The 21,718-nt window shown below is 43.1% G+C and carries 19 protein-coding genes; 7 read left to right on the top strand and 12 right to left on the bottom strand.

What is annotated here, in order from left to right; genetic code table 11:
• Positions 1–3: 3 nt before the first annotated feature.
• On the bottom strand, positions 4–1,113 hold the full coding sequence (locus tag LG307_RS04100; RefSeq protein WP_404448397.1) for a D-TA family PLP-dependent enzyme: 1,110 nt from the start codon (positions 1,111–1,113) through the stop codon (positions 4–6).
• A gap of 139 nt (positions 1,114–1,252) precedes the next feature.
• Here LG307_RS04100 and hpaB point away from each other — a divergent pair, with 139 nt between their 5' ends.
• The 3 genes from hpaB (at position 1,253) to LG307_RS04085 (ending at position 4,261) form a co-directional block, all read left to right on the top strand.
• Complete coding sequence (gene hpaB, locus LG307_RS04095) at positions 1,253–2,698, top strand: 4-hydroxyphenylacetate 3-monooxygenase, oxygenase component (protein WP_404448395.1); 1,446 nt, start codon at positions 1,253–1,255, stop codon at positions 2,696–2,698.
• A gap of 344 nt (positions 2,699–3,042) precedes the next feature.
• Positions 3,043–3,993 (top strand): glycerophosphodiester phosphodiesterase, encoded by a 951-nt coding sequence (locus tag LG307_RS04090; RefSeq protein WP_404448393.1) that lies wholly within the window; start codon positions 3,043–3,045, stop codon positions 3,991–3,993.
• A 70-nt stretch (positions 3,994–4,063) separates the two neighbouring features.
• Positions 4,064–4,261 (top strand): YwbE family protein, encoded by a 198-nt coding sequence (locus LG307_RS04085; protein WP_088017203.1) that lies wholly within the window; start codon positions 4,064–4,066, stop codon positions 4,259–4,261.
• Between the two features lie 109 nt (positions 4,262–4,370).
• Here the strand turns inward: LG307_RS04085 and LG307_RS04080 are convergent, their stop codons facing one another.
• From LG307_RS04080 to LG307_RS04065, 4 genes are all read right to left on the bottom strand, one after another.
• A complete protein-coding gene (locus LG307_RS04080) occupies positions 4,371–5,579 on the bottom strand; it encodes an MFS transporter (protein ID WP_404448392.1) in 1,209 nt (402 codons plus the stop codon).
• 205 nt (positions 5,580–5,784) lie between these two features.
• Entirely contained in the window at positions 5,785–7,182 is a 1,398-nt protein-coding gene (locus tag LG307_RS04075; RefSeq protein ID WP_404448391.1) for an aldehyde dehydrogenase, read from the bottom strand.
• Positions 7,183–7,349: 167 nt separating this feature from the next.
• Positions 7,350–7,580: an excisionase family DNA-binding protein gene (locus tag LG307_RS04070; protein ID WP_404448389.1), complete on the bottom strand. Its 231-nt coding sequence runs from the start codon at positions 7,578–7,580 to the stop codon at positions 7,350–7,352.
• Positions 7,581–7,595: 15 nt separating this feature from the next.
• Positions 7,596–9,320, bottom strand: coding sequence for an ATP-binding protein (locus LG307_RS04065; RefSeq protein WP_404448388.1), 1,725 nt, complete (start codon positions 9,318–9,320; stop codon positions 7,596–7,598).
• Between the two features lie 240 nt (positions 9,321–9,560).
• Here LG307_RS04065 and LG307_RS04060 point away from each other — a divergent pair, with 240 nt between their 5' ends.
• A complete protein-coding gene (locus LG307_RS04060) occupies positions 9,561–10,997 on the top strand; it encodes a carbon starvation protein A (RefSeq protein WP_404448387.1) in 1,437 nt (478 codons plus the stop codon).
• A 47-nt stretch (positions 10,998–11,044) separates the two neighbouring features.
• On the opposite strand, the gene LG307_RS04055 is transcribed toward LG307_RS04060, so the two are convergent.
• From LG307_RS04055 to pssA, 3 genes are all read right to left on the bottom strand, one after another.
• Positions 11,045–12,751 carry an acyl-CoA dehydrogenase family protein gene (locus LG307_RS04055; protein ID WP_404448386.1) on the bottom strand — a complete coding sequence of 569 codons (1,707 nt, stop codon included), beginning with the start codon at positions 12,749–12,751 and terminating at the stop codon, positions 11,045–11,047.
• Entirely contained in the window at positions 12,735–13,118 is a 384-nt protein-coding gene (locus tag LG307_RS04050) for a MerR family DNA-binding transcriptional regulator (protein WP_404448384.1), read from the bottom strand. Before LG307_RS04050 ends, LG307_RS04055 begins: the two co-directional genes overlap by 17 nt.
• A 295-nt stretch (positions 13,119–13,413) precedes the next feature.
• The gene (gene pssA, locus LG307_RS04045) at positions 13,414–14,127 is read right to left on the bottom strand and encodes a CDP-diacylglycerol--serine O-phosphatidyltransferase (RefSeq protein ID WP_404448382.1); all 714 of its coding nucleotides are present in this window, start codon (positions 14,125–14,127) and stop codon (positions 13,414–13,416) included.
• Between the two features lie 267 nt (positions 14,128–14,394).
• Here pssA and rpsN point away from each other — a divergent pair, with 267 nt between their 5' ends.
• The 3 genes from rpsN (at position 14,395) to LG307_RS04030 (ending at position 15,627) form a co-directional block, all read left to right on the top strand.
• Complete coding sequence (rpsN, locus tag LG307_RS04040; RefSeq protein ID WP_404448380.1) at positions 14,395–14,664, top strand: 30S ribosomal protein S14; 270 nt, start codon at positions 14,395–14,397, stop codon at positions 14,662–14,664.
• 69 nt (positions 14,665–14,733) lie between these two features.
• Positions 14,734–15,081, top strand: a complete 348-nt coding sequence (locus tag LG307_RS04035) for a hypothetical protein (RefSeq protein WP_404448379.1) — start codon at positions 14,734–14,736, stop codon at positions 15,079–15,081.
• 153 nt (positions 15,082–15,234) lie between these two features.
• The gene (locus tag LG307_RS04030; protein WP_404448378.1) at positions 15,235–15,627 is read left to right on the top strand and encodes an SET domain-containing protein; all 393 of its coding nucleotides are present in this window, start codon (positions 15,235–15,237) and stop codon (positions 15,625–15,627) included.
• Positions 15,628–15,682: 55 nt separating this feature from the next.
• Here the strand turns inward: LG307_RS04030 and LG307_RS04025 are convergent, their stop codons facing one another.
• From LG307_RS04025 to LG307_RS04010, 4 genes are all read right to left on the bottom strand, one after another.
• Positions 15,683–16,678, bottom strand: coding sequence for a Gfo/Idh/MocA family protein (locus LG307_RS04025; protein ID WP_404448376.1), 996 nt, complete (start codon positions 16,676–16,678; stop codon positions 15,683–15,685).
• A gap of 86 nt (positions 16,679–16,764) precedes the next feature.
• The gene (locus LG307_RS04020) at positions 16,765–17,391 is read right to left on the bottom strand and encodes a hypothetical protein (RefSeq protein WP_404448374.1); all 627 of its coding nucleotides are present in this window, start codon (positions 17,389–17,391) and stop codon (positions 16,765–16,767) included.
• Positions 17,392–17,565: 174 nt separating this feature from the next.
• Positions 17,566–18,843, bottom strand: coding sequence for a 2-oxoglutarate dehydrogenase complex dihydrolipoyllysine-residue succinyltransferase (gene odhB, locus LG307_RS04015; RefSeq protein ID WP_404448372.1), 1,278 nt, complete (start codon positions 18,841–18,843; stop codon positions 17,566–17,568).
• Complete coding sequence (locus LG307_RS04010) at positions 18,840–21,716, bottom strand: 2-oxoglutarate dehydrogenase E1 component (protein WP_404448371.1); 2,877 nt, start codon at positions 21,714–21,716, stop codon at positions 18,840–18,842. Before LG307_RS04010 ends, odhB begins: the two co-directional genes overlap by 4 nt.
• Between the last annotated feature and the right edge of the window lie 2 nt (positions 21,717–21,718).

Raw genomic sequence — 21,718 nt, 5'->3', positions numbered from 1 at the left:
GGATTACCTCCGCATCCCCCTCGCATCCACCTTCCACTTATCCACCACATACTCCCCCTCCACCAACACGTATTCATCAAACATGTTAGCGACAGTGCAGGCATGGTTAGGAATGATACGCACTTTATCATTCAGGCGCAAGCTGCAGCTTCCTTTAAAAACCGCCACCCCATGCTCCTCGGACAGCCTCTCGATTGTCAATTCCGGATAGTCCAAGACATAGCCGTACCCTTTCACAGACTCCAATCCATGTGCCCCTTTATCCAGACATAAAGTCTTACTCCCTGTATCCAGTACTATTCTCCCCTCATACACACCCACGACGGATGCCAACACAGTTAACGCACATTCTGACCGGTCTGCCACTCCAAGCCCCACTTGAATGCTGTCAAAAAATACGGCGTTACCGGGCCTTACTTCTGTAATCCCTTCCACCAGTCCGGAAATGCGATAAGTTGGAGTGGAGCCAACACTTCTTACCAAAATCGGGATGCCCGCGTTTTCACATGCTTCCGCACTTCTTACCACCGCGGCTGCCTCTGCCAATGCAATGCGTTCAAGCTCCTCTTCTCCCCTTGCGCCATAGGAATGACCAGCATGGGTAAAGATTCCCCCAATTCGAAGTCGAGATAAAAGAATGATAGCTTTGGCAAGTCCTACTGCCTCTTCCCCGGGCTCCACCCCACATCGATTCAGACCCGAATTCACTTTGATCCAGACTTCCAAAGTGTGGTCCGTTTTTTCCAATGCTTTTTGAAGAAGCTTCACCTGTTCTAGATTATCAACGGTAACTTTTAAATCTACCCCTTGATTTAAAAGAGAGAGGATCCGCTCTACTTTTATAGGGCTTGAAACCGGATATGCAACCAAGATATCTGTAATCCCTGCGGCTGCCATTACTTCGGCTTCTTCAAGCTTTGCAGTGGTGATACCAATTGCCCCATGTTCTAATTGAAGTTTGGCAATCTCTACCGATTTATGAGTTTTAATATGTGGCCGCAGATTCACATTTTCCCTATTTGCAAAGTCGCTCATGCTACATATATTTTTCAGCAGAATCTCTTTATCTAATAGTAAGGTCGGCGTATCAAGTTCCTTCCATTCCTGTTTCATTTTTTTCCCTCCAGACCATCTTTTCCTCACTATACCACGCCATGTGGGCCGTTATAAAATTTTGATGAGGCTCTTTAGTAAATCAGACAATCCCATATGCATACATTGAAAGAAGTAATCTGGGCAAAGGGTGAGAAGCATGGGAATAATCAACGGCAAACAGTATCTGGACCGGATCAATTCGCTTCAAGCAAATGTTTGGCATAACGGACAACAGGTAAAAGGCAACATCTCAGAGCACCCAGCTTTTTCAGGAGTGATGAGAAGTCAAGCTGCTTTGTTTGATATGCAGCACGAAGAAAAATACAAAGACATCATGACTTTTACATCTGATACAACCGGAAATTTGGTAGGAACCTCGTATCTTCGGCCAACATCAAAAGAAGATTTGGAGAAAAGAAGAAAGATGGTTCAAGTTTGGGCAAAATCAACCTTTGGTATGATGGGGCGCTCCCCTGATTATAAAAACTCTACCTTGATGGCGCTTGCCTCCTCTGCAGATTTATTGGAGGAACAAGGTCCGCAATTTCCACAGAACCTTAAAAATTTTTACGAGTACGCCAGGGAAAATGATCTTTCTTTTACACATACCTTCATTTCCCCACAAGTAAATCGCTCTTCTTTACATTACGAGGACGATGAAAATATTGTGGCAGCAAGGATGGTAGATAAAACATCAGAAGGGATTGTCATTAAGGGTGCACGGCTGTTGGCCACACAAGGCGGGATCACTGATGAAATTATTATCTCATCTTCTGGACTGAAGATGTTCGAAGAGCCATTCGCCTATGCTTTCAGTATTCCGAGTAATACAGAAGGGTTGAAATTTATCTGTCGCGAATCTTTTTCCTACGACTCTTCCGCGTTCAATCATCCACTCGGATCGAGGTTTGAAGAGATGGATGCGATTGTCGTGCTCGATAATGTCTTAGTGCCTTGGGAACGTGTATTTGTTTCGGAAAATATCGATGTCGCCAACAAACTGTATTCAATTAGTAATTTTAAACCGCTTGTCAATCATCAGGTTGTCTCCAGACAGGTCATGAAAGCCGAATTCATCTTGGGTATTGCACAACTTTTGGTCAACACCATCGCAATAGGCGAGTACGGGCATGTAAAAGAAAAAATCAGCGAGATAATCATCGCTGTGGAAAATCACAAAGCCTTGCTACTCGCGTCAGAAATGAACGCCAAACTGGATAAACACGGGACAATGGTACCAGATGTCACACCTCTATCTGTTGCCATTGTGCAGTTCCCTAAAGTATATCCACGGTTCATGGAGATTTTGCAGCTTCTCGGCGCCAGCGGTTTGGTATCCATCCCGACGGAGGCTGATCTAGAATCGCCAATACGCGCAGACATTGACCAATACCTTCAATCCGCCACCACGGATGCCAAAACTCGTATAAAACTGTTCCGATTAGCATGGGATGTCAGCATGAGTGCATTTGGCTCCCGCCAAACCCTATACGAGCGCTTCTTCTTCGGCTGTCCAACCCGCTTGGCAATGGGACTCTACCACGAATACAACAGAAAAGAACTAGTAGATGACGTTGCAAGAGAACTAGGTTTTTTGGAGTAAATTCGTTTATAAGTTTCCTACCTGTTGATTGGAGCAAAAGGCGAAGACTCCTCGAAAATGCTACGCATTTTCTTCGTGCGAAGTATCGCTGCCGAAGCCTTCCTTGTCCTGCGGGGGAGAAGCGACATTGTTGAGACCCCCAAGCGTTGTAAGGAGGCTCAAGGTCGCCCCGCGGAAAGCGAAGTCATTTGCGGAGATCAACAGCGGTGTTTTACAGGAACTTAGAATAATACGAACATCTTTATCTGAGGGAGCCGAGAATTTGAGGTTACCCTCTTTCTTTATTTTCCAACTATTCTATAATTTAATTATAGTAGATGACTAGAGAGAGGTTGCGTTCACAAATGACCGAAATTATCATTCCTTCACAAAAGAAACCCATAAAGAAAAGAAAGGTTTGGCTGGCCCTTGGCACTATTGCCGGCACGCTTGGCACACTTGGTCTTATCTTCACCTTCTTCCCCATTAACAAACAAGCGACCAAACCATTCTTTGAAAATGGGGGACTCCCACTGATTATTGCTCATCAAGGCGGTGAACTCCTTGCCCCCTCCAACACGATGATTGCCTTTGAACAGGCAGTGGCGATGGGGGTTGATGTATTGGAAACGGATATACATATCACGAAAGACGGACATCTTGTTGCGATCCATGATTCTACAGTCGACCGGACCACGAATGGACAAGGAGCGGTATCAGAGCTGACTTTAGAGGAACTAAAACAGTTGGATGCAGGCTATCATTTCGTTGATTTAGAAGGAACCAGCAGTTTTCGTGGAAAAGGTGTCACCATTCCTACAGTGGAAGAAATATTCCAAGCGTTCCCTGGCACCCGGATTGAAATAGAAATTAAAGACACCAACCCTCCAGCAAAATATGAAGAAATGGCAAGAAAGCTTTGGGAGTTGACCAAAAAGTACAACAAAGAAGATACTTTGCTTGTCGCTTCTTTCGACCAGGAAATTCTTGAGACATTTAATAGTTTTACAGAAGGCAAGGTCGCTCTTGTGGGTGGCAGACAGGAAATCACTAGATTCGTCCTTCTTCACAAGTTGTTTGTCCGAAACCTTTACAAGCCTGAAGTAGATGCCTTTCAAGTTCCCCTTCAGGAAAGCATTTTCGATTTGACCAATGAACGACTGATTCGCGATGCGCAAAGAAGCGGCGTACAGATGCACTACTGGACCATTGATGATAAAGAAACGATGCGCTATCTGTTAGAAAGAGGGGCAGATGGAATCCTTACGAACCGTCCTGATTTATTGCTTGAGGTGCGAGAAGAAATGGGCTACTAGGAATGCGGGGAGCTTTGTTATGTTATAATAAAATAATATTAGTAATTATAGAAACGTGAGGCTCTAGAAAATGAATGGACAAAAACGGTCTGATATCACTGTCGGCCAATCAGTAAAAATTGTGCTCAAACAAGATCAACGCACAGGCAAACTAACAAGCGGGATCGTCAAAGACATCCTGACCAAATCCCCCAACCACCCCCACGGCATCAAAGTCCGCCTCCAAGACGGACAAGTCGGCAGGGTCAAAGAAATAGAAAAAGCGTAACCCCTCCGTTTGACGAGGGGGTTACGCTTTTTCTTTAATGCTTTAACGGGATGAGGGTCAGACCCCTCTTCACTTCTCTACTACTTTAACGCACAGCGGGTCAGACCCCTTAAGCCCCTTCCCTCATCTCTTCAAGCACTGCTCGTTTTCTTCGTCTTCCTTCAATCCAGGCGAAGAGCATGGCGAGGAGCATGAAGGTGCTGGAGATTTGGAAGAGGGCAGCGGTTGGGACAAATTGTGCAAGGAGTCCAAAGATGATTCCACTTAGCCCGATTCCTAGGTCAATGGAGGAGAAGAACATACCGTTTGCCACCCCGCGGCGGTTTTCAGGAGTCATGGATAGGGTCCATGATTGCAAGGTCGGAATCAAGGAACCGAAACCTACTCCGAATAACGCACCAGCTATCACGATAAACAGGTTGGAGTGTGCGAAGGAAAGCACCCACATACCGACAAAGGACAAGAACATACACATCAAAACCAAGCCCCGAGGTCCATGATTATCAAACCACTTACCGGCAACCGGACGAGATAATGACGCCATAATCGCATTCACCAAGTAAAAAAGAAAGATTTGATCAATCCCACGCTCTTCCCCAAATATCACGATAAACGTAACAATGGAGCCATAGCCAAACGTAGCAATCAATGTGATGAATGCCGGATACCAGCTGCTCTTTTCTACAAGCGAACCGAAATAGGAAAATTTCAAATCCTCCTTTTTCGTCTTTTCCACGAGAGCAGGCGTCTGATAATGAACCACACCTAACAGTACAAGCGCAATAACACCGAGCACAGCACTTACCATGATCAGGTTAGAGAACTCTGTGACCTGATAAAGATAGATTCCCAAGCTTGGAGCGATAATCATTCCGATTGTAATCGATAATCCGTAATATCCCATTCCTTCACCAAGGCGGGAACGCGGAATAACATCTACCGCTGCTGTTCCATTTACTGTAGTCGACCAGCCCCATGCAAGACCATGGATAAGGCGGAACAATAGGAATACCAGCACGATCTGGGACAATGGGTAGATGACTGTCACAGCAAGTAACGCAACCGCTCCGATCAACACAAGCGGTTTACGTGCCCGGTACTCCAGCATAAATCCGATAAACGGCCTGCTCAACACAGCACCGATGGAAAATAAGGCAGTGACCAATCCAATTTCAAAGCCCGTTCCTCCCAACGACTTAACATATGGAGGCAACGTCGGAATCAGCATCTGAAACGACATGAACACAAACAAGTTTCCTACCATCAACATGATGAACGATTTCGTCCATAACACTTCTTTCTTCTGAATCGGTACCATTCTTACACTCTCCCACTATAAAAAGACGCGATTCCTTCCATAATAAGTCCAAATAAATAAGAAAATGAATCTCCACGACCGAAGATTCATTTCTTTGAAAAAAGCTGCGTCTGCTAAAAATATTATTTCGTCTATCTAAATATTAACACATTAGGCGTATAAAAGAAATGTAAAGAACTTCCTGATTCCTACTAGTAGAAGCTGTTTATTTCATAAATTTCTTCAGCATCTTAATGCTCTTATCGGAATACGGCGGATAGAGAAAGCTTAAGTTGAACTTTGTACCTTTTTTCATCACACTTTTCTTATGGGAAAAAGTATCAAAGCTGTCTTTCCCATGATACGAACCGATGCCTGAAGTCCCTACTCCGCCAAACGGCAAGTATGGGTTGGTCAAATGCGTGACCGTATCATTCACACATCCTCCTCCAAAGGAAGTGCCTTCAATAACCTCTTCCTCTACTTTATTATTTTCGGTAAACACATACAATGCCAGCGGTTTCGGAACGTTATTAATCTGCCTCATCGCGTCCTTAATGTCGTTATATTCAAGGATAGGTAAAATCGGCCCGAAAATCTCTTCCTGCATCACCTTATCCTCCCAAGTCACACCATCCATCACAGTCGGCTCCATATAAAGCGATTCCCGGTCGATGCGGCCCCCTACGACCACTTTTTCCATATCCAATAATGAAGCAAGGCGATCAAATTGGCGTACATTGACAACTCGACCGTAATCTTTACTTTGTTGTGGGTTGTCTCCGTAGAAATCATGTATCGTTTTTTTCAAGGACTTGACCAGTTCCTCTCGAACATCTTCATGTACAAGAATATAATCAGGTGCTACACACGTTTGGCCTGCATTCATAAATTTCCCCCAAGCGATTCGTTGCGCCGCCACCTCTATATTGGCATCCTTATGCACGATACAAGGGCTTTTGCCTCCAAGCTCGAGTGTCACCGGAACAAGCCGCTTGGCCGCAGCCTGCATTACGATTTTGCCAACTTCCACGCTTCCCGTAAAAAAGATATAATCAAATGGCGCATGTATAAGGGCAGATGTTTCCTCTTTCGCTCCCTCCACCACACTGATGTACTCTTCGTTGAAAAATTCCCGTATCATTTTTGTAAGCACACCAGATACAGTCGGCGTGAACTCCGAAGGCTTGATTACAGCGCAGTTCCCAGCAGAAATCGCCCCAATCAGAGGCTCCAATACTAACTGGGCAGGGTAATTGAAAGGCCCGACAATCAATACCGTTCCATAGGGCTGTGAATATATCAAACTTTTGGAACCAGTATGAACAAGTGGTGTTTTAACCTTTTTCACTTTCGCCCAACTCTTTAAATTCTTCATGAAAAATCCAATGCTATCAAGAATATACCCAACTTCTGAACCATATGCCTCGAATATCGATTTTCCAAGATCCTTTTTTAAAGCATCCATCAGTTCCGCTTCGTATTTCTGAACTGCCTTTTTTAAGGTCGCCAATTGTTCCAAGCGAAAATCAATATTTTTCGTTTCTCCTTTTTCAAAATAATCCCTATGTTTTGCCAGCAATTTTTCAACCGTATCGTTTATATCAGTAGTTGTTGTCGTCATACAAGATTCCTCCTGTTTTCGCATTTTCAAATTATGTTATTACTATTGTCTTACAAATAGAATGAATTAGACAAGTTTTTACCTGTTATTATGTTTAAGAGTTTAAACATTTAATAATAAACCGTCAAGTAAAACAGAAAAAGCACCCTATCCAGGTGCTTTTCCCCTTAATCCTCATCCTTAATATCAATATCCTCAGGAATCGGTTCGCTTCTCACTTCTTCTATTAGCTCTTTATACTTTTCCATCTGGTTCATATGCGTAGTAAATTGGTCTTTATTGATCATATAATCGGTTCCATCATACAATGCCCGGATTTTCTTTTCTTGTATGAGGGTTTTCACATAAGACTCTGAACAGGATAAATATTCGGCTGTTTCTTTAACAGATAGGTACATGTTGACACTCCTTCTTTATTGTTGGGGTGATAGTGGTAAGGTGATGAGGAAAGTCGTCCCTTTTGACGATGTCTCATAAACCTCTATACTTCCTTTGTGGTTCTCGATAATGCGCTGGACAATGGTCAATCCAAGACCGGTTCCGGTTTCTTTAGATGTATGAAACGGATGGAAAAGGGAGCTTTTCACTTCATCTTGAATTCCTGTTCCATTGTCCTTAAAAAATAGGTGGTACTTTCCATTTATTTTCTTGGAAGAGATAGTTATGATTCCCTTGCCCTTAATGGCCTCTCTGCTATTTCTATAGAGATTGTAGATGACCTGTTTCATCTGCTTGAGATCCACCATTACCTTCGTATCGTCAAGCATCATCTTCAATTCAGGCTCATTTTCCGTCATGTCGGGGAACGTAGGGATTTGCTCAAAAATCGTCTTGAACGTTGTTTCCTGTAGTCTTGGTGCACCAGGCCTCGCCATGAGCAGCATGTCTTCGATAATAGCATTGATTCTGTCAAATTCTTTTATTAGTAAAGGCACCTGGTACTTTTCAAGCTCTTCTTTCGTAAAAGATTGTTTCATTAAGGAGAAGAAGCCATGCAACACCGCTAATGGATTACGGATTTCATGGGCAGCACCTGCTGCAAGTTCCCCCAATGCAGCAAGTTTTTCCGATTGATGCATCCTTTTCTCCAGCTCTTCTGTAACAGTTATATCAATAAAATAAAAAATTCTGCCGATAATGTTATGATCTTCGTCATGCAAAACGGACTGTGATACAAGCAAGCGCAAGTCATCCTCACCTCTTGAGTACCCCACTTTGACGTTCTGACAGATTTTTTTGGACAGCATGATTTCCCAGAAGGAAGAGTTGAACACTGGCGGCTCTTTCATCATGACAACATCCCTTATTTCTTGCCCGGTCAGGTTCAATAAGCAAGATGCAGCGGTGTTCAATGAAAAATTGGACTGCTTATCATCCGCTGTAATGATTCCAACAGGCAGGGAATTGAGAATTTGTTGCCGGTAAGAACGGTCCTTGTTTATTTCTTCATTGAGATGAAAGTATCCCTTAAAGCCTTTGGACACAAAAAGAATAATCACCGTAAAAATAATGAGCCCGAGCACTGCGTCCGATTCAAACAACAAAGCTAATAATAGTGCGGAAGCTAGGGAAATAGCATAAATCGACACAGATTTCTGCAGGGTGCCTTTCATTTCCTGAATTAATTGCGGGTGATTCATAGAGTAAAAGAAAACGCCGATAATTAGTATATTAATAAAGAAATAACTGATCAATGTGGTCAAATAAGACAGTAGGTTTGATGCTTGTAAAAATCCTATTGTCCCACCTGTCCAGTAAAAGATATAATGCGCGCCTGTAATCATAAGAGCATACATGGCAAAATTCACAAGATGCTTCCACCAAACTATCTCCCTCTTCAGCAAACCATATACTACTCCACTAACTAACAAGATCCATAAGGAGAGATTCAACCCAAAAACGAACAATGTCGCTAAAAAAATGGCAGAGTCCATACTGAGAGAATTACCTTTTGGCGGGAGAGGAACAGTATTAATCGTTAAAAGCACCAGCGAAATTACCAGTAAAGCAAATAAAATAGGTTTCGTTGCTAAAAAGGGAAATGGAGATTGCAGATGAACGAAAAAGAGGCCGGACCCTAATAGGAATACGACAAGTAAGTTTATTATTAATTTATGTTTTTGATAGTAAGTTTTCACCGAAATCACTCTCGAATCTCTGAGCTGTCTAGTAATCAGCTTTCATTGTATGCCATATCAAGGGGCAAAGCAATATATGGCGAATATTAACACTATTCTTTCACTCATTAGCTCGAATCCGACATGAAAACGGTTTATTTTACAAAAAGTTTATTTTTTTCAGAATAATCTGTTGTTTTTCTTTTCAAACATGTTAAAATGTTTGAAATTGTAATATTCACACAACAGGAGGAGAGCAGCATGATCACATTTTTTGGCGCACTTATTTTTCTAGTTCTAGGTTATGTTTTTTATTCTAAATTCGTCGAACGGATTTTTGTGATTAATGACCAGACACCTACTCCTGCCTACACAAAAAGGGACGATTTCGATTTTGTTCCTATGCCTTGGTGGAAGGGAAATCTAATCCAATTATTAAATATCGCTGGATTGGGTCCTATCTACGGTGCGATCCTTGGAGCCTTATATGGTCCAGTCGCATTCATCTGGATTGTGGTCGGATGTATCTTTGCAGGGGCAGTTCATGATTACTTTTCGGGCATGTTATCCCTACGCCATAATGGCGCGCAATATCCAACCATCGTCGGAAAATATCTTGGAAATGTCGTAAAATCATGCATTTATGTGGTTTCTCTTGTATTAATGGTCCTTGTGGCAGCTGCCTTTACAGCTGGTCCAGCCCAACTAATCGCTCAATTAACGCCACTTAGCTTCATGATGGCCCTGCTATTAATTTTCGGGTATTTTTTATTGGCTACTCTATTACCAGTCAATCGAGTGATCGGTAAAATATATCCATTACTTGGCGCAATCCTGCTGTTTATGGCAGTTGCCATTGCCGTTGCACTTTTGTTCACGGATAAGCAAATCCCGAACCTGACATTTGCAAACTTACACCCTCAGGAGCTGCCAATCTGGCCATTACTGATGGTTACAATCTCATGCGGTGCCATTTCCGGCTTTCACTGTACACAAAGTCCAATTGTCGCTTGCACGATGAAAAAAGAATCTCATGGTCGTAAAATTTTCTACGGAGCCATGATTACAGAAGGGATGATCGCACTAGTTTGGGCTGCTGCCGGAATGACATTCTTCAATGGCACAGGCGGGCTGCAAGAAGCACTTGCCCTTGGTGGACCTTCTTATGTGGTAAATGAAATCTCTATTTCGTTACTGGGAACACTAGGCGGGATCCTTGCCATCCTTGGTGTGATCATCCTTCCGATTACAACGGGTGACACAGCGCTGCGCTCTTCAAGAATGATCTTAACAGAAGTATTTTCAAAGTTTTTCAATATGGAAGGAAAGGGGAAAGTTTTGCTAGTAACCCTATTGCTGGCTGCACCTGCCCTGTACCTTGCCACCATCGACTATACATTCCTTTGGAGATATGTTGGATGGACAAATCAGCTTGTTGCCACTGTTATGCTTTGGACAGCGGCCATGTATCTTTTAAAAGAAAATAAATTCCACTGGATTGCAAGCATCCCGGCATTATTCATGTCAGGTGTGGTATGTACGTATATCTTCTACGCACCAGAAGGTTTTGGACTGGAGTATAACACCTCGTTAATTACTGGGTCTGTTTTAACCTTAGTGGTCCTTGGATGGTTTATAAGTCAGATTTGGAAACATCGAAACAATAATTCTAGCAGTATAGAAAAGCGTGTTGCATAAGAATGAAACAGGCAGCCTTTAGATGGGCTGCCTGTTTTTATATCCCTTTATTCCACTCCAACCGAACTCTTCTCCCAATTTACGATCAAGTCGAAGTACTGAAGCTTCTTATTTTCCCGGTCAAACCACGTATCCGAATCCTTCCAAGTCATTTGGAGGAAAATCTCGGCCTTCGCCTTTTCACGGGGTTCACCTGAATGAGCCCCTTCCAACGCAATCACACTTTCAAAAATCTTCACCATCAGGCTAGCAATCTTCTTGGAATATACGGCCTGGATTTCTGGCGCGCAGCTGCTCGTAAAATCGCATAGTTCCTGAAGTTTCATAAGGACCTCTTCTAACAGTTCCTTCATAGAATGGTCGACGTTAAGGGACGCCAGCCTCTTTCTCATAGACTCGACAAAAATACGCTCCACTTTAAATCGTCCCATCAGTCGGAGCACTTCCATCCCGAGAATATTTGCGGTCCCCTCCCATACAGTTAACACCTGGGCATCCCGAAGCAGCCTTGGCGTCACAAAATCTTCAATGAATCCATTCCCCCCATGCATTTCAATGGCTTCATGGGAAAAATGAACCGCCTGTTCTGCGGTTTCTTTTTTCAACAACGCAATAAGCAGTCTATTCAACGCAATCTCTTCTTCGGACACTTTGCCCCCTTCATTACGCATGAGCCGGTCAAACAGTGCCACAAGCTCAAAACTAGCACTCATCTCGACCTCTTGCTTTACAGCTAAATCCACTAAGGAATCACGGATCATCGGAAAGTTGATTAACTGATCGCCAAAAGTTACACGGCTTTTCGCATAATTCCGTGCTTCCATATAAGCTCTTTGCATGATTCCAAGAGATGCAATGGCATTACAAACACGAGACAAATTCAAGGCTTCCATCATGTAATGGATTCCTTTGCTTCGTTCCCCTACAAGATACCCTTCTGCATCATTGAAAAGAACCTCTGCAGAAGGAACAGCCCTGACACCAAGTTTATCCTTCAAACGTCGAATTTCTATGCCGTTCAACTTGCCACTGCCATCTTCCTTTTTCCAAGGAACTGCAAATAGACTGAGCCCCTTCGTTCCCTTTGGCGCACCCGGTATCCTAGCCAGCACCATCGCAACACCGCACTGCCCGGCATTAGAGGCAAAGTATTTTTCACCGGTCAATAGATAGGTATTTTTGTTCGTATTTGGTACCGCCTGCGTCTCGTTCGCCCCGACGTCGGATCCTCCTTGTCTTTCTGTCAAGAATGTCGCTCCTTCAAAGAGTTCCACCTCCCCAGTTGAAATGACATGGGGCAGGAATTTACCCTTAACGTGTTCATCGGCATAATGCTCAAGTAGGTACGCAGTTGCCATGGTCAGCGTGACCGGACAGTAAAACCCTGGCTCTGTCTGGGAAAGCAAATAGCCTTGCGCATACGAGTATAAGTAATTGCCCTTTTGGCCGAGCTCTGGGATTTCCTTGTGGACATACCCGACAATTCCCCTATTGTACGTTTCCTCCACCGTTTTCTTATAGCCTTCATTCACCCAAACCTCTGAAACGTCCTCGCCCATCTTATTAAATTTAATCAGCCTAGGCTGCCCCTCCCGATCTGTATGAACAGCACGCTCCTCTATTTCATTTGCACAACTCTCTCCGAATGCTGTGAGCTCCCTCTCTGCCCATTCATAGAACTCAGGCTCTAAGTGTTTTTTGAGTACTTGTTGCAAGTGCTTATCCTCTGTGAAAAAATTACGCGTCATAGTCATGATTTCCTCCTACCCTTTTTTGAAAATCTGTGAGAAGTTCATTCATCTCATTCTTGAGTTCGGTCAGCTCCTGTATCCTTTCTTCGACTTCCGCTACTTTCTTTGTTCCGTATTCAATAGTTTTTTGAAGTTGCTTTGCACCAGTACGGTCTTTATCAAACAAGGTAACCATCTCTTTAATTTCATCAAGCTGAAAACCATACCTCTTGCCCCTTGTAATCAGCTTTAAGCGAGCATACTCCCTTTTAGAAAAGACTCGACGGTTTCCATCAGAACGGGAGGGTTCCAGCAGCCCCAACTCCTCATAATAGCGGACCGTCCTGGTGGATATATCAAATTCTTTAGCTAGTTGCGAAATCGTGTACATGCAAAACCCCTCTTTTTGTCTTCTGAAAATATAGATATTTATAGTTTACCATTGACGTTAACGTGAAGTTCAATGAGAGAGCGTAAAAATTTTTGTCATGTTAAAAAGGCCTATTGCGTTTGGGGGCTCTTGATTCAGTATAAAGACCTCATGCTCAGGAGTTTCGCCTAGCAGCAGTCTTTAGCGTCTCTATAAAGACCTCCCAACCAGGAGTTTCACGAAACAGCAGTCTTTAGCGCCCTCTATAAGGACAAAAAAATAGACCTACCTCTTAAAAAGGTAAGTCCACTCAAACTCAGTCCGTCTCACGCCTATTCTTCCCACGCACACGTACAAATCTGTACGCAAGAAAAGCGATATACAATGGAATTGCTATATAGATCAAGTAAGGATACTGTGCATAAGTTCCTTTATAAACAATAAATAATGACGCTCCTAAAAACAAGGTAACAATTGTCCCGTACTTAGGTAAAGGGACATCCTTAAAACTTGGAATCTTTATTTTGCTGACCATTAGAAAACAAAACGCTGTAAAAATAACCGTTGTCACAATCTGTGGAATTAAATTACCGAATAGAGTCAACAGTGCCAGGATACCACCAGCAGCTGTAATCGGAACTCCCGTGAAGTATTTTCCGGAAGATTTACTGGTACTTATGTTGAAACGTGCCAATCTGTATGCGCCAAACAGTGGAAATAAGCCTGCAATCGCCATCCCAAGAATGCCGAACTGATAAAAGTAGGTGTAATAAACTAAAAAGGAAGGGGCAACACCGAATGTAACGACGTCTGCCAAGGAATCAAGCTCTTTTCCTAGCTCCCCGTCTGCATTCAACATCCTCGCCAGGCGACCGTCCATACTGTCGAGCATCATTCCGATCAGGATTAAGATGGCGGCGTTACTATATTGTCCACTTGCGGCAAAGCCAATCGATAAGAAACCGCAGAATAAATTCCCCAGTGTGAACATGTTGGGGATACTTTTAATAAGACGCGTCCTCATTTGCATAGATAATCATCACTCCGTCGTCAGTTGATAAGTCATTAGTCATATGTAAAGGGTCATACCCCTATAGAAAATAAAAAAACCTAAACAAAGGAACATGCTTAGGCTCACCTTTATTTAATTATACCATTCTCAATCAGGACGAGTAAAAATTATTTTGTGGAAGTGTTCGCTTGCTGCTGGATGAAACTTTTCATTTGAACTCCAACGCAATATATGTTTTAATAAATCGTAACGATTACTATTTTCAACAAAGGAGAGAATTCTATTATGGCAAAGAAATCAAAAGTAGCAAAAGAAAGAAAGCGTCAACAGCTTGTAGAACAGTATGCTGAGATCCGCAGAGAATTAAAAGCAAAAGGTGATATCGAAGGTCTTCGCAAATTACCACGTGACTCTTTCCCAACTCGTCTGAAAAACCGTTGCGAGGTAACTGGCAGACCGCGAGGCTATATCCGCAAATTCAAAATGTCACGTATTGCATTCCGTGAGTTTGCTCACAAGGGACAGGTTCCCGGTGTGAAGAAGGCAAGTTGGTAAAATAGCATCTTCCAACGCTTTTTATGCATATACTAGTAGAAACTCTTTAGCGATAATGAGGTGCTTAAGATGAAGGAAAGCTTATATAGATACCTTGTAAAATGTAGCGTGGCAGAGCTTCCTCCTGAAAAGCAGCTCTTCTACAATTTTATTCAGGACGTGGAATATGCCTATGAAGAGCAGGCCGAAACTCCTGACCAATATTTTGATTTACTTGTGAAACGCCACCCCTATATAGAGGCAGCAAAGCATTTTAACTTGCCTGTTGAAGTTGCTCGAGATCTTATGCTGGAAATTGAGCAGGAAATTAAAAGAGCCGCTGACAACAGGATGCAAAAGGTATTTTTGGTTGACTATACAAAACAAGTTTCAGATTTTGAACGCTCTAATAAGCAGTATTTCTTTATTGGAATTTAACTAAAGGCTCTTCCACAATGGAGATGTGGGAGAGCTTTTTCCATGCTTTTAAAGAGGAGTGGTTATTGTTTAAACTAACCAGTTGCATTCTTATCGAGAAAATGGCACCCTTAATAGGTCAGGAAATTTTTCGGAAACGTGTAGGTGATTACCATGATCGAAGTAAAAAGCTCACAAATAAGTGATGGAGAATTCAATAGAGGCGTTTTTGCAACAGAGGATATAAAAGAGGGGACGCTGTTTCATTCCGCACCGGTTATATCTTATCCAAACGAACAGCACGAACATATCGAAAAAACGCTATTAGCGGACTATGCGTTTGAATATGGCATTAACCATTCTGCCATATTGCTTGGCTATGGCATGCTTTTCAACCATTCATATGAACCAAATGCAAGATATGAAATCAACTTTGATGAACATGTCTTTGACTTTTTTGCCTATAAGGACATTAAAGCTGGTGAAGAAATTCTCATCAACTATAACGGTGATGTGGATGAAATGGATCCACTTTGGTTTAATATGGAAGAGGAAGATAAAAAATAAATATTTAGAACCGAAAACGGCCAGAATATTTCTGGCCGTTTTCGGTTGAGTATGTTTATATCTCGATTCTTCGTCCTTCTTCATTGGAACGACGCGCTGCATCGTTAATTAAGGTGAGCATGTAGGCATCTTGATAGCTGATATCCGGCTTTATACCTGTCTTGATTTCTGAGACCCATTGCATCATAGCAGATGGAGCGGTCTCAGGTAGTTCATCTTCTGACGGTGTATGCCAGCCTTCATCAAGCTTTACACTTTTGAGTCGAATGGTCCCGTCTTCTATCATTAAGGTACCCTCTGTTCCATAAACCTCCAATTGAAACGGACTACCAGAAGAAACAAACCCTGTTTCTAATATACCAAGCGCACCTGATTGGTACTCAACAATGGCAACTGCATTATCATCCACCTCATGATTAAATGTCTGGATGAAGCGGGAGGTTACCGCTTTCACTTCTCCGCCAAGACGATTTGTCAGGTAGATGGGGTGGGCGCCAAGATCAATGAATGCACCGCCTCCGCACAGTTCCTTATCGTAAAAGTGTTGTGGCAGCCAACCGTTAGGGTGCTGCTCTGTCGGAACAGATCCATTGTGTGCAACACGGCAGCGAATGGTAGTAATCCTCCCCAATAATCCTTGGTCGACAACTTGTTGCGTATATAAATAATAGTCCGCTGTTAAACGCGGCAGAGAAACCATCAATTTGACCCCGTTTTTCTCTACCCCTTGAAGAATGGCCGCTGCATCGCTTACCGTTTCTGCAAGCACCTTTTCTGTGAAAACATGCTTGCCGTGCTTCGCAGCTTTGGTGATGATTTCTGTATGCATGCTTGTTGGAGAAGCAACAATGACCGCATCAATCTCTGGGTTTCTAATAATGTTGTCTAACTCTTCTTCAAAGAGGAGACCAAGTTCATGTGCCCAAGCTTGACCTCTTTCTTTTTGCTCATCCCAGACGTGTGTGAGCATTATGTGCTCGTTATGAATTGCTTCTTCTGCATATTCTTGAGCATGTACATGCCATTTGCTAAGTAGTGCTGTTCTAATCATGAGTGACGTCTCCTTTTTTACGACAGTAAATATAGTAAAAATCAAAAAAGACAGAGTCACCCCTGCCTTTTATACTACCGACTTAATTATAGCTTTACTTTTATCTTAATATCTTCTCCGACTTTTTCATCATTCTCATCCACAGGTGCCTTCATATTGATTTGCACCCATTCCACGTCTTCTGCCTTTGTTTCTTCTAATAGGAAGAAAATAGCTCCTTGCTTCTTTTCTCCGCCAGTGAATTTCTCATTAAGTTCACCCGTGTCTTCGCTCTTTGTTGTCAGACGAGAATCAGGAGCAGCGATTTCTTCCCCTGTATTTGTCACAATGCTTGCTTGATATGCTTCAAAATTTAAAGAATCAGAAGTTTTGTTTTCGACTTCCAAGTCAAATTGAATATATTTGATTTCATCTTTGCCCATGTATTCTTTAAATCCTCCAGAAAGCTTACCACTCAATACGGATACTTTGTCCAAATTTATAGTGAAAGAGTCTGTTTCAATCGGCTTCAGGCGATTGTTCCTCGCGTGGTAGGTAAAGCTACCACCTTCTGTTTCTGCTGTTTCACCAACTGGAATCAAGCTTTCTTCATCTTCCGCTGCCTCTGTTTCTTCTGCAAAACCTTCTTCATTTGCTTTCTTATCATCTGATGTACATGCCGCAAGCACCACTACTAATAGCCCTATTAAAAATAAGGATAGGGTCTTCTTCATATCATGTTTCCCCCTTGTGTAACTGAATCTCTTTTTTGTGTATATGGATGATTATACTGTATGTTTTCGCAGAATTGCTAGTATTCCGACAATATTCTTCATAAAAACCGACTTCCATTTTCAGGAATTCATGTAAAAAGAGGACCTATCAAGTGATAAGTCCTCTCCAAACTATCAACCTTCCAACAACAAGTCTTCCGGATCTTCAAGCAATTGCTTCACTCTCACCAAGAACTGAACCGCATCTTTTCCGTCAACAATACGGTGATCATAAGAAAGTGCAATGTACATCATCGGTCTAACTTCTACTGTATCCTTGTCATCCACAACTACCGGACGGCGTTGGATCGTGTGCATTCCCAGGATACCAACCTGTGGTGTGTTCAAGATCGGTGTAGAGTACAGGGAACCGAAAATACCACCATTAGTGATCGTGAAGGTCCCACCTTGAAGGTCTTTAAGTCCTAATGAGTTATCACGAGCTTTTTTACCAAGGTCACCGATTTCTTTTTCGATACCGGCAAAACTTAACTTGTCAGCGTCGCGAACAACTGGTACTACCAAGCCTTCTTCTGTTGATACCGCTACTCCGATGTCATAGAACTTTTTCAACAGGATCTCGTCGCCTTGAATTTCCGCATTTAACAATGGGAAAGATTTTAGTGCGCCGATTACCGCTTTTGTAAAGAAAGACATGAATCCAAGTTTAACGCCATTCTTTTTGAAGAAAGCATCTTTACGACGGTTACGAACGTCCATCACCGCCGTCATGTCCACCTCATTGAACGTTGTAAGCATTGCTGCTGTGTGTTGTGCTTCCACTAGACGCTTGGCGATTGTTTGACGTCTTCTGCTCATTTTGATGCGTTCAACGCGTGCGTCATCTTGAACTGGAGTTGCTGCAGCAGGTTTGGATGGAGCAGCTGCCGGTTTGGATGGAGCTTCAGCCTTTGGTGCATTCTTAACTTGACTGTGTGCTTCCACATCTTCTACACGAACACGTCCCATTGGGTCACGGAAGGAAACTTCATCAAGATCGATGCCAAGTTCTCTTGCTTTCTTACGCGCTGCTGGAGAAGCCACAGTTCTTGATTTGCTTACTTTCTTTTCTTCCGCAACTGGAGCTGGTGCTGCCTCTTTAGCTGGCTCAGCTTTAGGAGCCTCTTCCGCTTTCGGTGCTTCTTCTTTTGGTGCAGCTTCAGATGCATCGCTTGCACCTTCGTCCCCTAGTTTCGCAATGACTTGTCCTACGACAACATTGTCTCCTGGCTCAGCCAAAAGTTCTTGAATTACCCCGCTAAAGTCACTTTTGATTTCTACGTTTACCTTATCTGTTTCAAGCTCGGCGATTGTTTCTCCCTTTTCAATCGCGTCACCTGTTTTTACTGTCCATTCTGCAATGGTACCTTCTGTAATGGATTCTGCTAGTTCTGGCACTTTAATTTCGATCATTTGTTTTCCCCTCCATGCCCTTTGTCTACGTTCACTGTATCTTCAACAATCCAAGCTTGTTCTTGTTTATGAATGTGCGGCTCACCTGTTGCTGGACTGGAGCGCTTCGGACGCCCGATATAATCCACAGAAATGCCGATGTTTGCAATTTCATGAAGGTTCGCTTTCACGACCGGCCATGCTCCCATATTCTTCGGCTCTTCCTGAACCCAAACAATTTCTTCTAGGTTGGGGAATTGTGCGGCAAGCTCTTCTACTTCCTTATGCGGGAATGGATATAGTTGCTCCACGCGTGCGATGTGAAGGGATTCTACTTGTTCACTGCCCATTTCATCCACTTTGGAAGCAAGGTCAATTGCTACCTTACCTGTGCACAATGCAAGTCGTTTCACTTTATCTTTGTTTTGACCTGTACGCTTTTCCTCCACCAACAGCTTGAAGCTTCCTTCTGTCAATTCAGTTAAGTCGGATACCGTCATGGAGTTACGCAATAAGCTCTTTGGTGTCATGACGATAAGTGGTCTTGCATCCTCTTTGGTCGTCAATTTTGCCTGTCTTCTTAAAAGATGGAAGTATTGTGCTGCACTTGTTACATTCGCCACAATCCAGTTGTTCTCTGCAGCAGAATTCAAGAAACGCTCTACGCGACCACTGGAATGCTCCGGCCCTTGTCCTTCGTAACCGTGTGGCAGAAGCATAACAAGACTTGATTTCTGGCCCCACTTCGCTCTTCCGGATGCGATGAACTGGTCAATGATTACTTGCGCTACGTTTACGAAATCACCAAATTGTGCTTCCCAAATAACAAGGGACTCTGGAGATTGCACACTGTATCCGTAGTCAAATCCAAGAACTGCCGTCTCTGATAACGGGCTGTTGTAAAGGGATAAAGAAGCTTTTGCTTCCGGCAGGTCATGCAGCGGAACGAAACGCTCTGCCGTTTTGTTATCATGCAACACTAAGTGGCGGTGTGAGAACGTTCCGCGCTCACTATCCTGACCTGTCAGACGGATTGGCGTGCCATCAGCAAGAATGGTTGCAAAGGCAAGTGTCTCCCCTAAAGACCAGTCCACTTTGTTATCATTGGCAAGCAGGCTTTCACGTTTTTTCAAAATACGGCCAAGCTTTGGATAGACTGTAAATGTTTCTGGGAATTTTACCAGGTTGCTGTTGATCGACTTCAACACGTCTTCCGGCACTGCCGTTTCCAACTCAGGAACCTGATCACTAATAGGCTTTGGCACCTGCTTTATTTTCACATTGCCTTCATCCTCTTTGCGCAGCTCATCGAAAATCCCTTGTAGCTTCTGCATGAATTCCGTCTTCTTACCCGTAAATTCTTCTTCAGAAAGGATGCCTCTATTTACAAGCTCTTTTCCATACTTTTCGGCAATTACCGGATGGTTGTTGATTTTTTCATATAAAAGTGGTTGCGTCACATTGGCGTCATCCATTTCGTTGTGTCCGAAACGACGGTAACCAATAAGGTCAATCACGATATCTTTTTCAAACTTCTTACGGTATTCATATGCAAATACCATAACTGCCAAACAGCTTTCCGGATCGTCGGCGTTCACATGGATAACCGGAATCTCATAGCCTTTTGCAAGATCACTTGCGTACTTAGTGGAACGGGAATCACCATAGTTTGTCGTGAAACCAAGCAAGTTATTTGCAATAATATGGATGGTTCCGCCTGTCGCATAGCCTTTCAGCTTCGTCAGGTTCAACGTTTCTGCCACTACACCTTCACCAGGGAACGCTGCATCTCCGTGTACAAGGACACTGAAGGAGGACTGCTTGTTCTGTTTTGGATAGCCTTTTGCAGAACGATCTTCCTGGGAAGCTCTCGCCACACCTTGAACTACTGGATTTACAAATTCCAAGTGACTCGGGTTGTGTGCAAGATTGATTCGTACCACTTGTTCCTTTTCACCTGTCACTTGACGATCTGCACCCATATGGTACTTCACATCTCCAGACCAGCCAAAGTTAATTCCGCGGGATCCTTCAGAAGGAACCAGTTCTTTGTTCGGAGAGTGATGGAATTCAGAAAAAATCAGCTCGTACGGCTTGCCAAGTACGTGAGCAAGTACATTCAGACGTCCACGATGTGCCATTCCGATACTGATATTTTTTGTTCCGTCCTCACAGCCGGACTGAATCAGTTTGTCAAACATCGGTACAAGCATGTCCAACCCTTCAATGGAGAATCGCTTCTGTCCTACGAATGTTTTGTGTAAAAACTTTTCGAAGCCATCAACTGATATCAATCTTTCAAGTAATTCTACACGCTGTTCTTTAGTGAACGGTCGCTCAATTCTTGTATTCTCGATATACGAGTTCAGCCAAGTTTGTTCTTCCTCATCATGGATATGCCCAAACTCATAGGCAATCGTTCCTGTATAGATGCGCTTAAGATGCTCATACGCCTCCCACGCGTTAGAAATCGCCTCAGGTGCTGCTTCCCAGACAAGGTCAATTGGAATTTGCACTAGGTCTTGTTTGCTCAATCCGTATGTCTCCACATCTAGGAATCCCACATCATCTTGTGGCTCCTTGTGCAACGGATTAATATTCGCGGCAAGATGTCCAAGCTCACGAATGTTGCGCAAAAGCTTGTTAGCGGAAATTACTTTTTTAATTGCCATTTGTGGCACTGCTTGTTGAATGTTAGCATCGTTTTTGGATTCTTCTACAGAAATGGAAATGGAATCCATTCCAGGCGGTTGGCCCAATTCCTCAAATAGCGCACGAATAGATCCGTCTACTGATTCCGGATCTTGTTGGTATTTTTCATACATGTCATACACATAACCCATATTCGGGCCATAAAAGCGCTCCCAAATTTGTTCAACTTCGACCTTACTCATTA

This window comes from Sutcliffiella horikoshii (assembly GCF_044809035.1).
Lineage (GTDB): Bacteria > Bacillota > Bacilli > Bacillales > Bacillaceae_I > Sutcliffiella_A > Sutcliffiella_A horikoshii_G.
The sequence above is the reverse complement of the archived record's forward strand: the minus strand, read 5'-3'. Positions and strand labels throughout refer to the sequence as shown.

Excerpts from the sequence above, each read along its gene's own strand:
- LG307_RS04100 (WP_404448397.1), bottom strand. The coding sequence starts at position 1,113 with ATGAAACAGGAATGGAAGGAACTTGATACGCCGACCTTACTATTAGAT.
- hpaB (WP_404448395.1), top strand. The coding sequence starts at position 1,253 with ATGGGAATAATCAACGGCAAACAGTATCTGGACCGGATCAATTCGCTT.
- LG307_RS04090 (WP_404448393.1), top strand. The coding sequence starts at position 3,043 with ATGACCGAAATTATCATTCCTTCACAAAAGAAACCCATAAAGAAAAGA.
- LG307_RS04085 (WP_088017203.1), top strand. The coding sequence starts at position 4,064 with ATGAATGGACAAAAACGGTCTGATATCACTGTCGGCCAATCAGTAAAA.
- LG307_RS04080 (WP_404448392.1), bottom strand. The coding sequence starts at position 5,579 with ATGGTACCGATTCAGAAGAAAGAAGTGTTATGGACGAAATCGTTCATC.
- LG307_RS04075 (WP_404448391.1), bottom strand. The coding sequence starts at position 7,182 with ATGACGACAACAACTACTGATATAAACGATACGGTTGAAAAATTGCTG.
- LG307_RS04070 (WP_404448389.1), bottom strand. The coding sequence starts at position 7,580 with ATGTACCTATCTGTTAAAGAAACAGCCGAATATTTATCCTGTTCAGAG.
- LG307_RS04060 (WP_404448387.1), top strand. The coding sequence starts at position 9,561 with ATGATCACATTTTTTGGCGCACTTATTTTTCTAGTTCTAGGTTATGTT.
- LG307_RS04055 (WP_404448386.1), bottom strand. The coding sequence starts at position 12,751 with ATGACTATGACGCGTAATTTTTTCACAGAGGATAAGCACTTGCAACAA.
- LG307_RS04050 (WP_404448384.1), bottom strand. The coding sequence starts at position 13,118 with ATGTACACGATTTCGCAACTAGCTAAAGAATTTGATATATCCACCAGG.
- pssA (WP_404448382.1), bottom strand. The coding sequence starts at position 14,127 with ATGCAAATGAGGACGCGTCTTATTAAAAGTATCCCCAACATGTTCACA.
- rpsN (WP_404448380.1), top strand. The coding sequence starts at position 14,395 with ATGGCAAAGAAATCAAAAGTAGCAAAAGAAAGAAAGCGTCAACAGCTT.
- LG307_RS04035 (WP_404448379.1), top strand. The coding sequence starts at position 14,734 with ATGAAGGAAAGCTTATATAGATACCTTGTAAAATGTAGCGTGGCAGAG.
- LG307_RS04030 (WP_404448378.1), top strand. The coding sequence starts at position 15,235 with ATGATCGAAGTAAAAAGCTCACAAATAAGTGATGGAGAATTCAATAGA.
- LG307_RS04025 (WP_404448376.1), bottom strand. The coding sequence starts at position 16,678 with ATGATTAGAACAGCACTACTTAGCAAATGGCATGTACATGCTCAAGAA.
- LG307_RS04020 (WP_404448374.1), bottom strand. The coding sequence starts at position 17,391 with ATGAAGAAGACCCTATCCTTATTTTTAATAGGGCTATTAGTAGTGGTG.
- odhB (WP_404448372.1), bottom strand. The coding sequence starts at position 18,843 with ATGATCGAAATTAAAGTGCCAGAACTAGCAGAATCCATTACAGAAGGT.
- LG307_RS04010 (WP_404448371.1), bottom strand. The coding sequence starts at position 21,716 with ATGAGTAAGGTCGAAGTTGAACAAATTTGGGAGCGCTTTTATGGCCCG.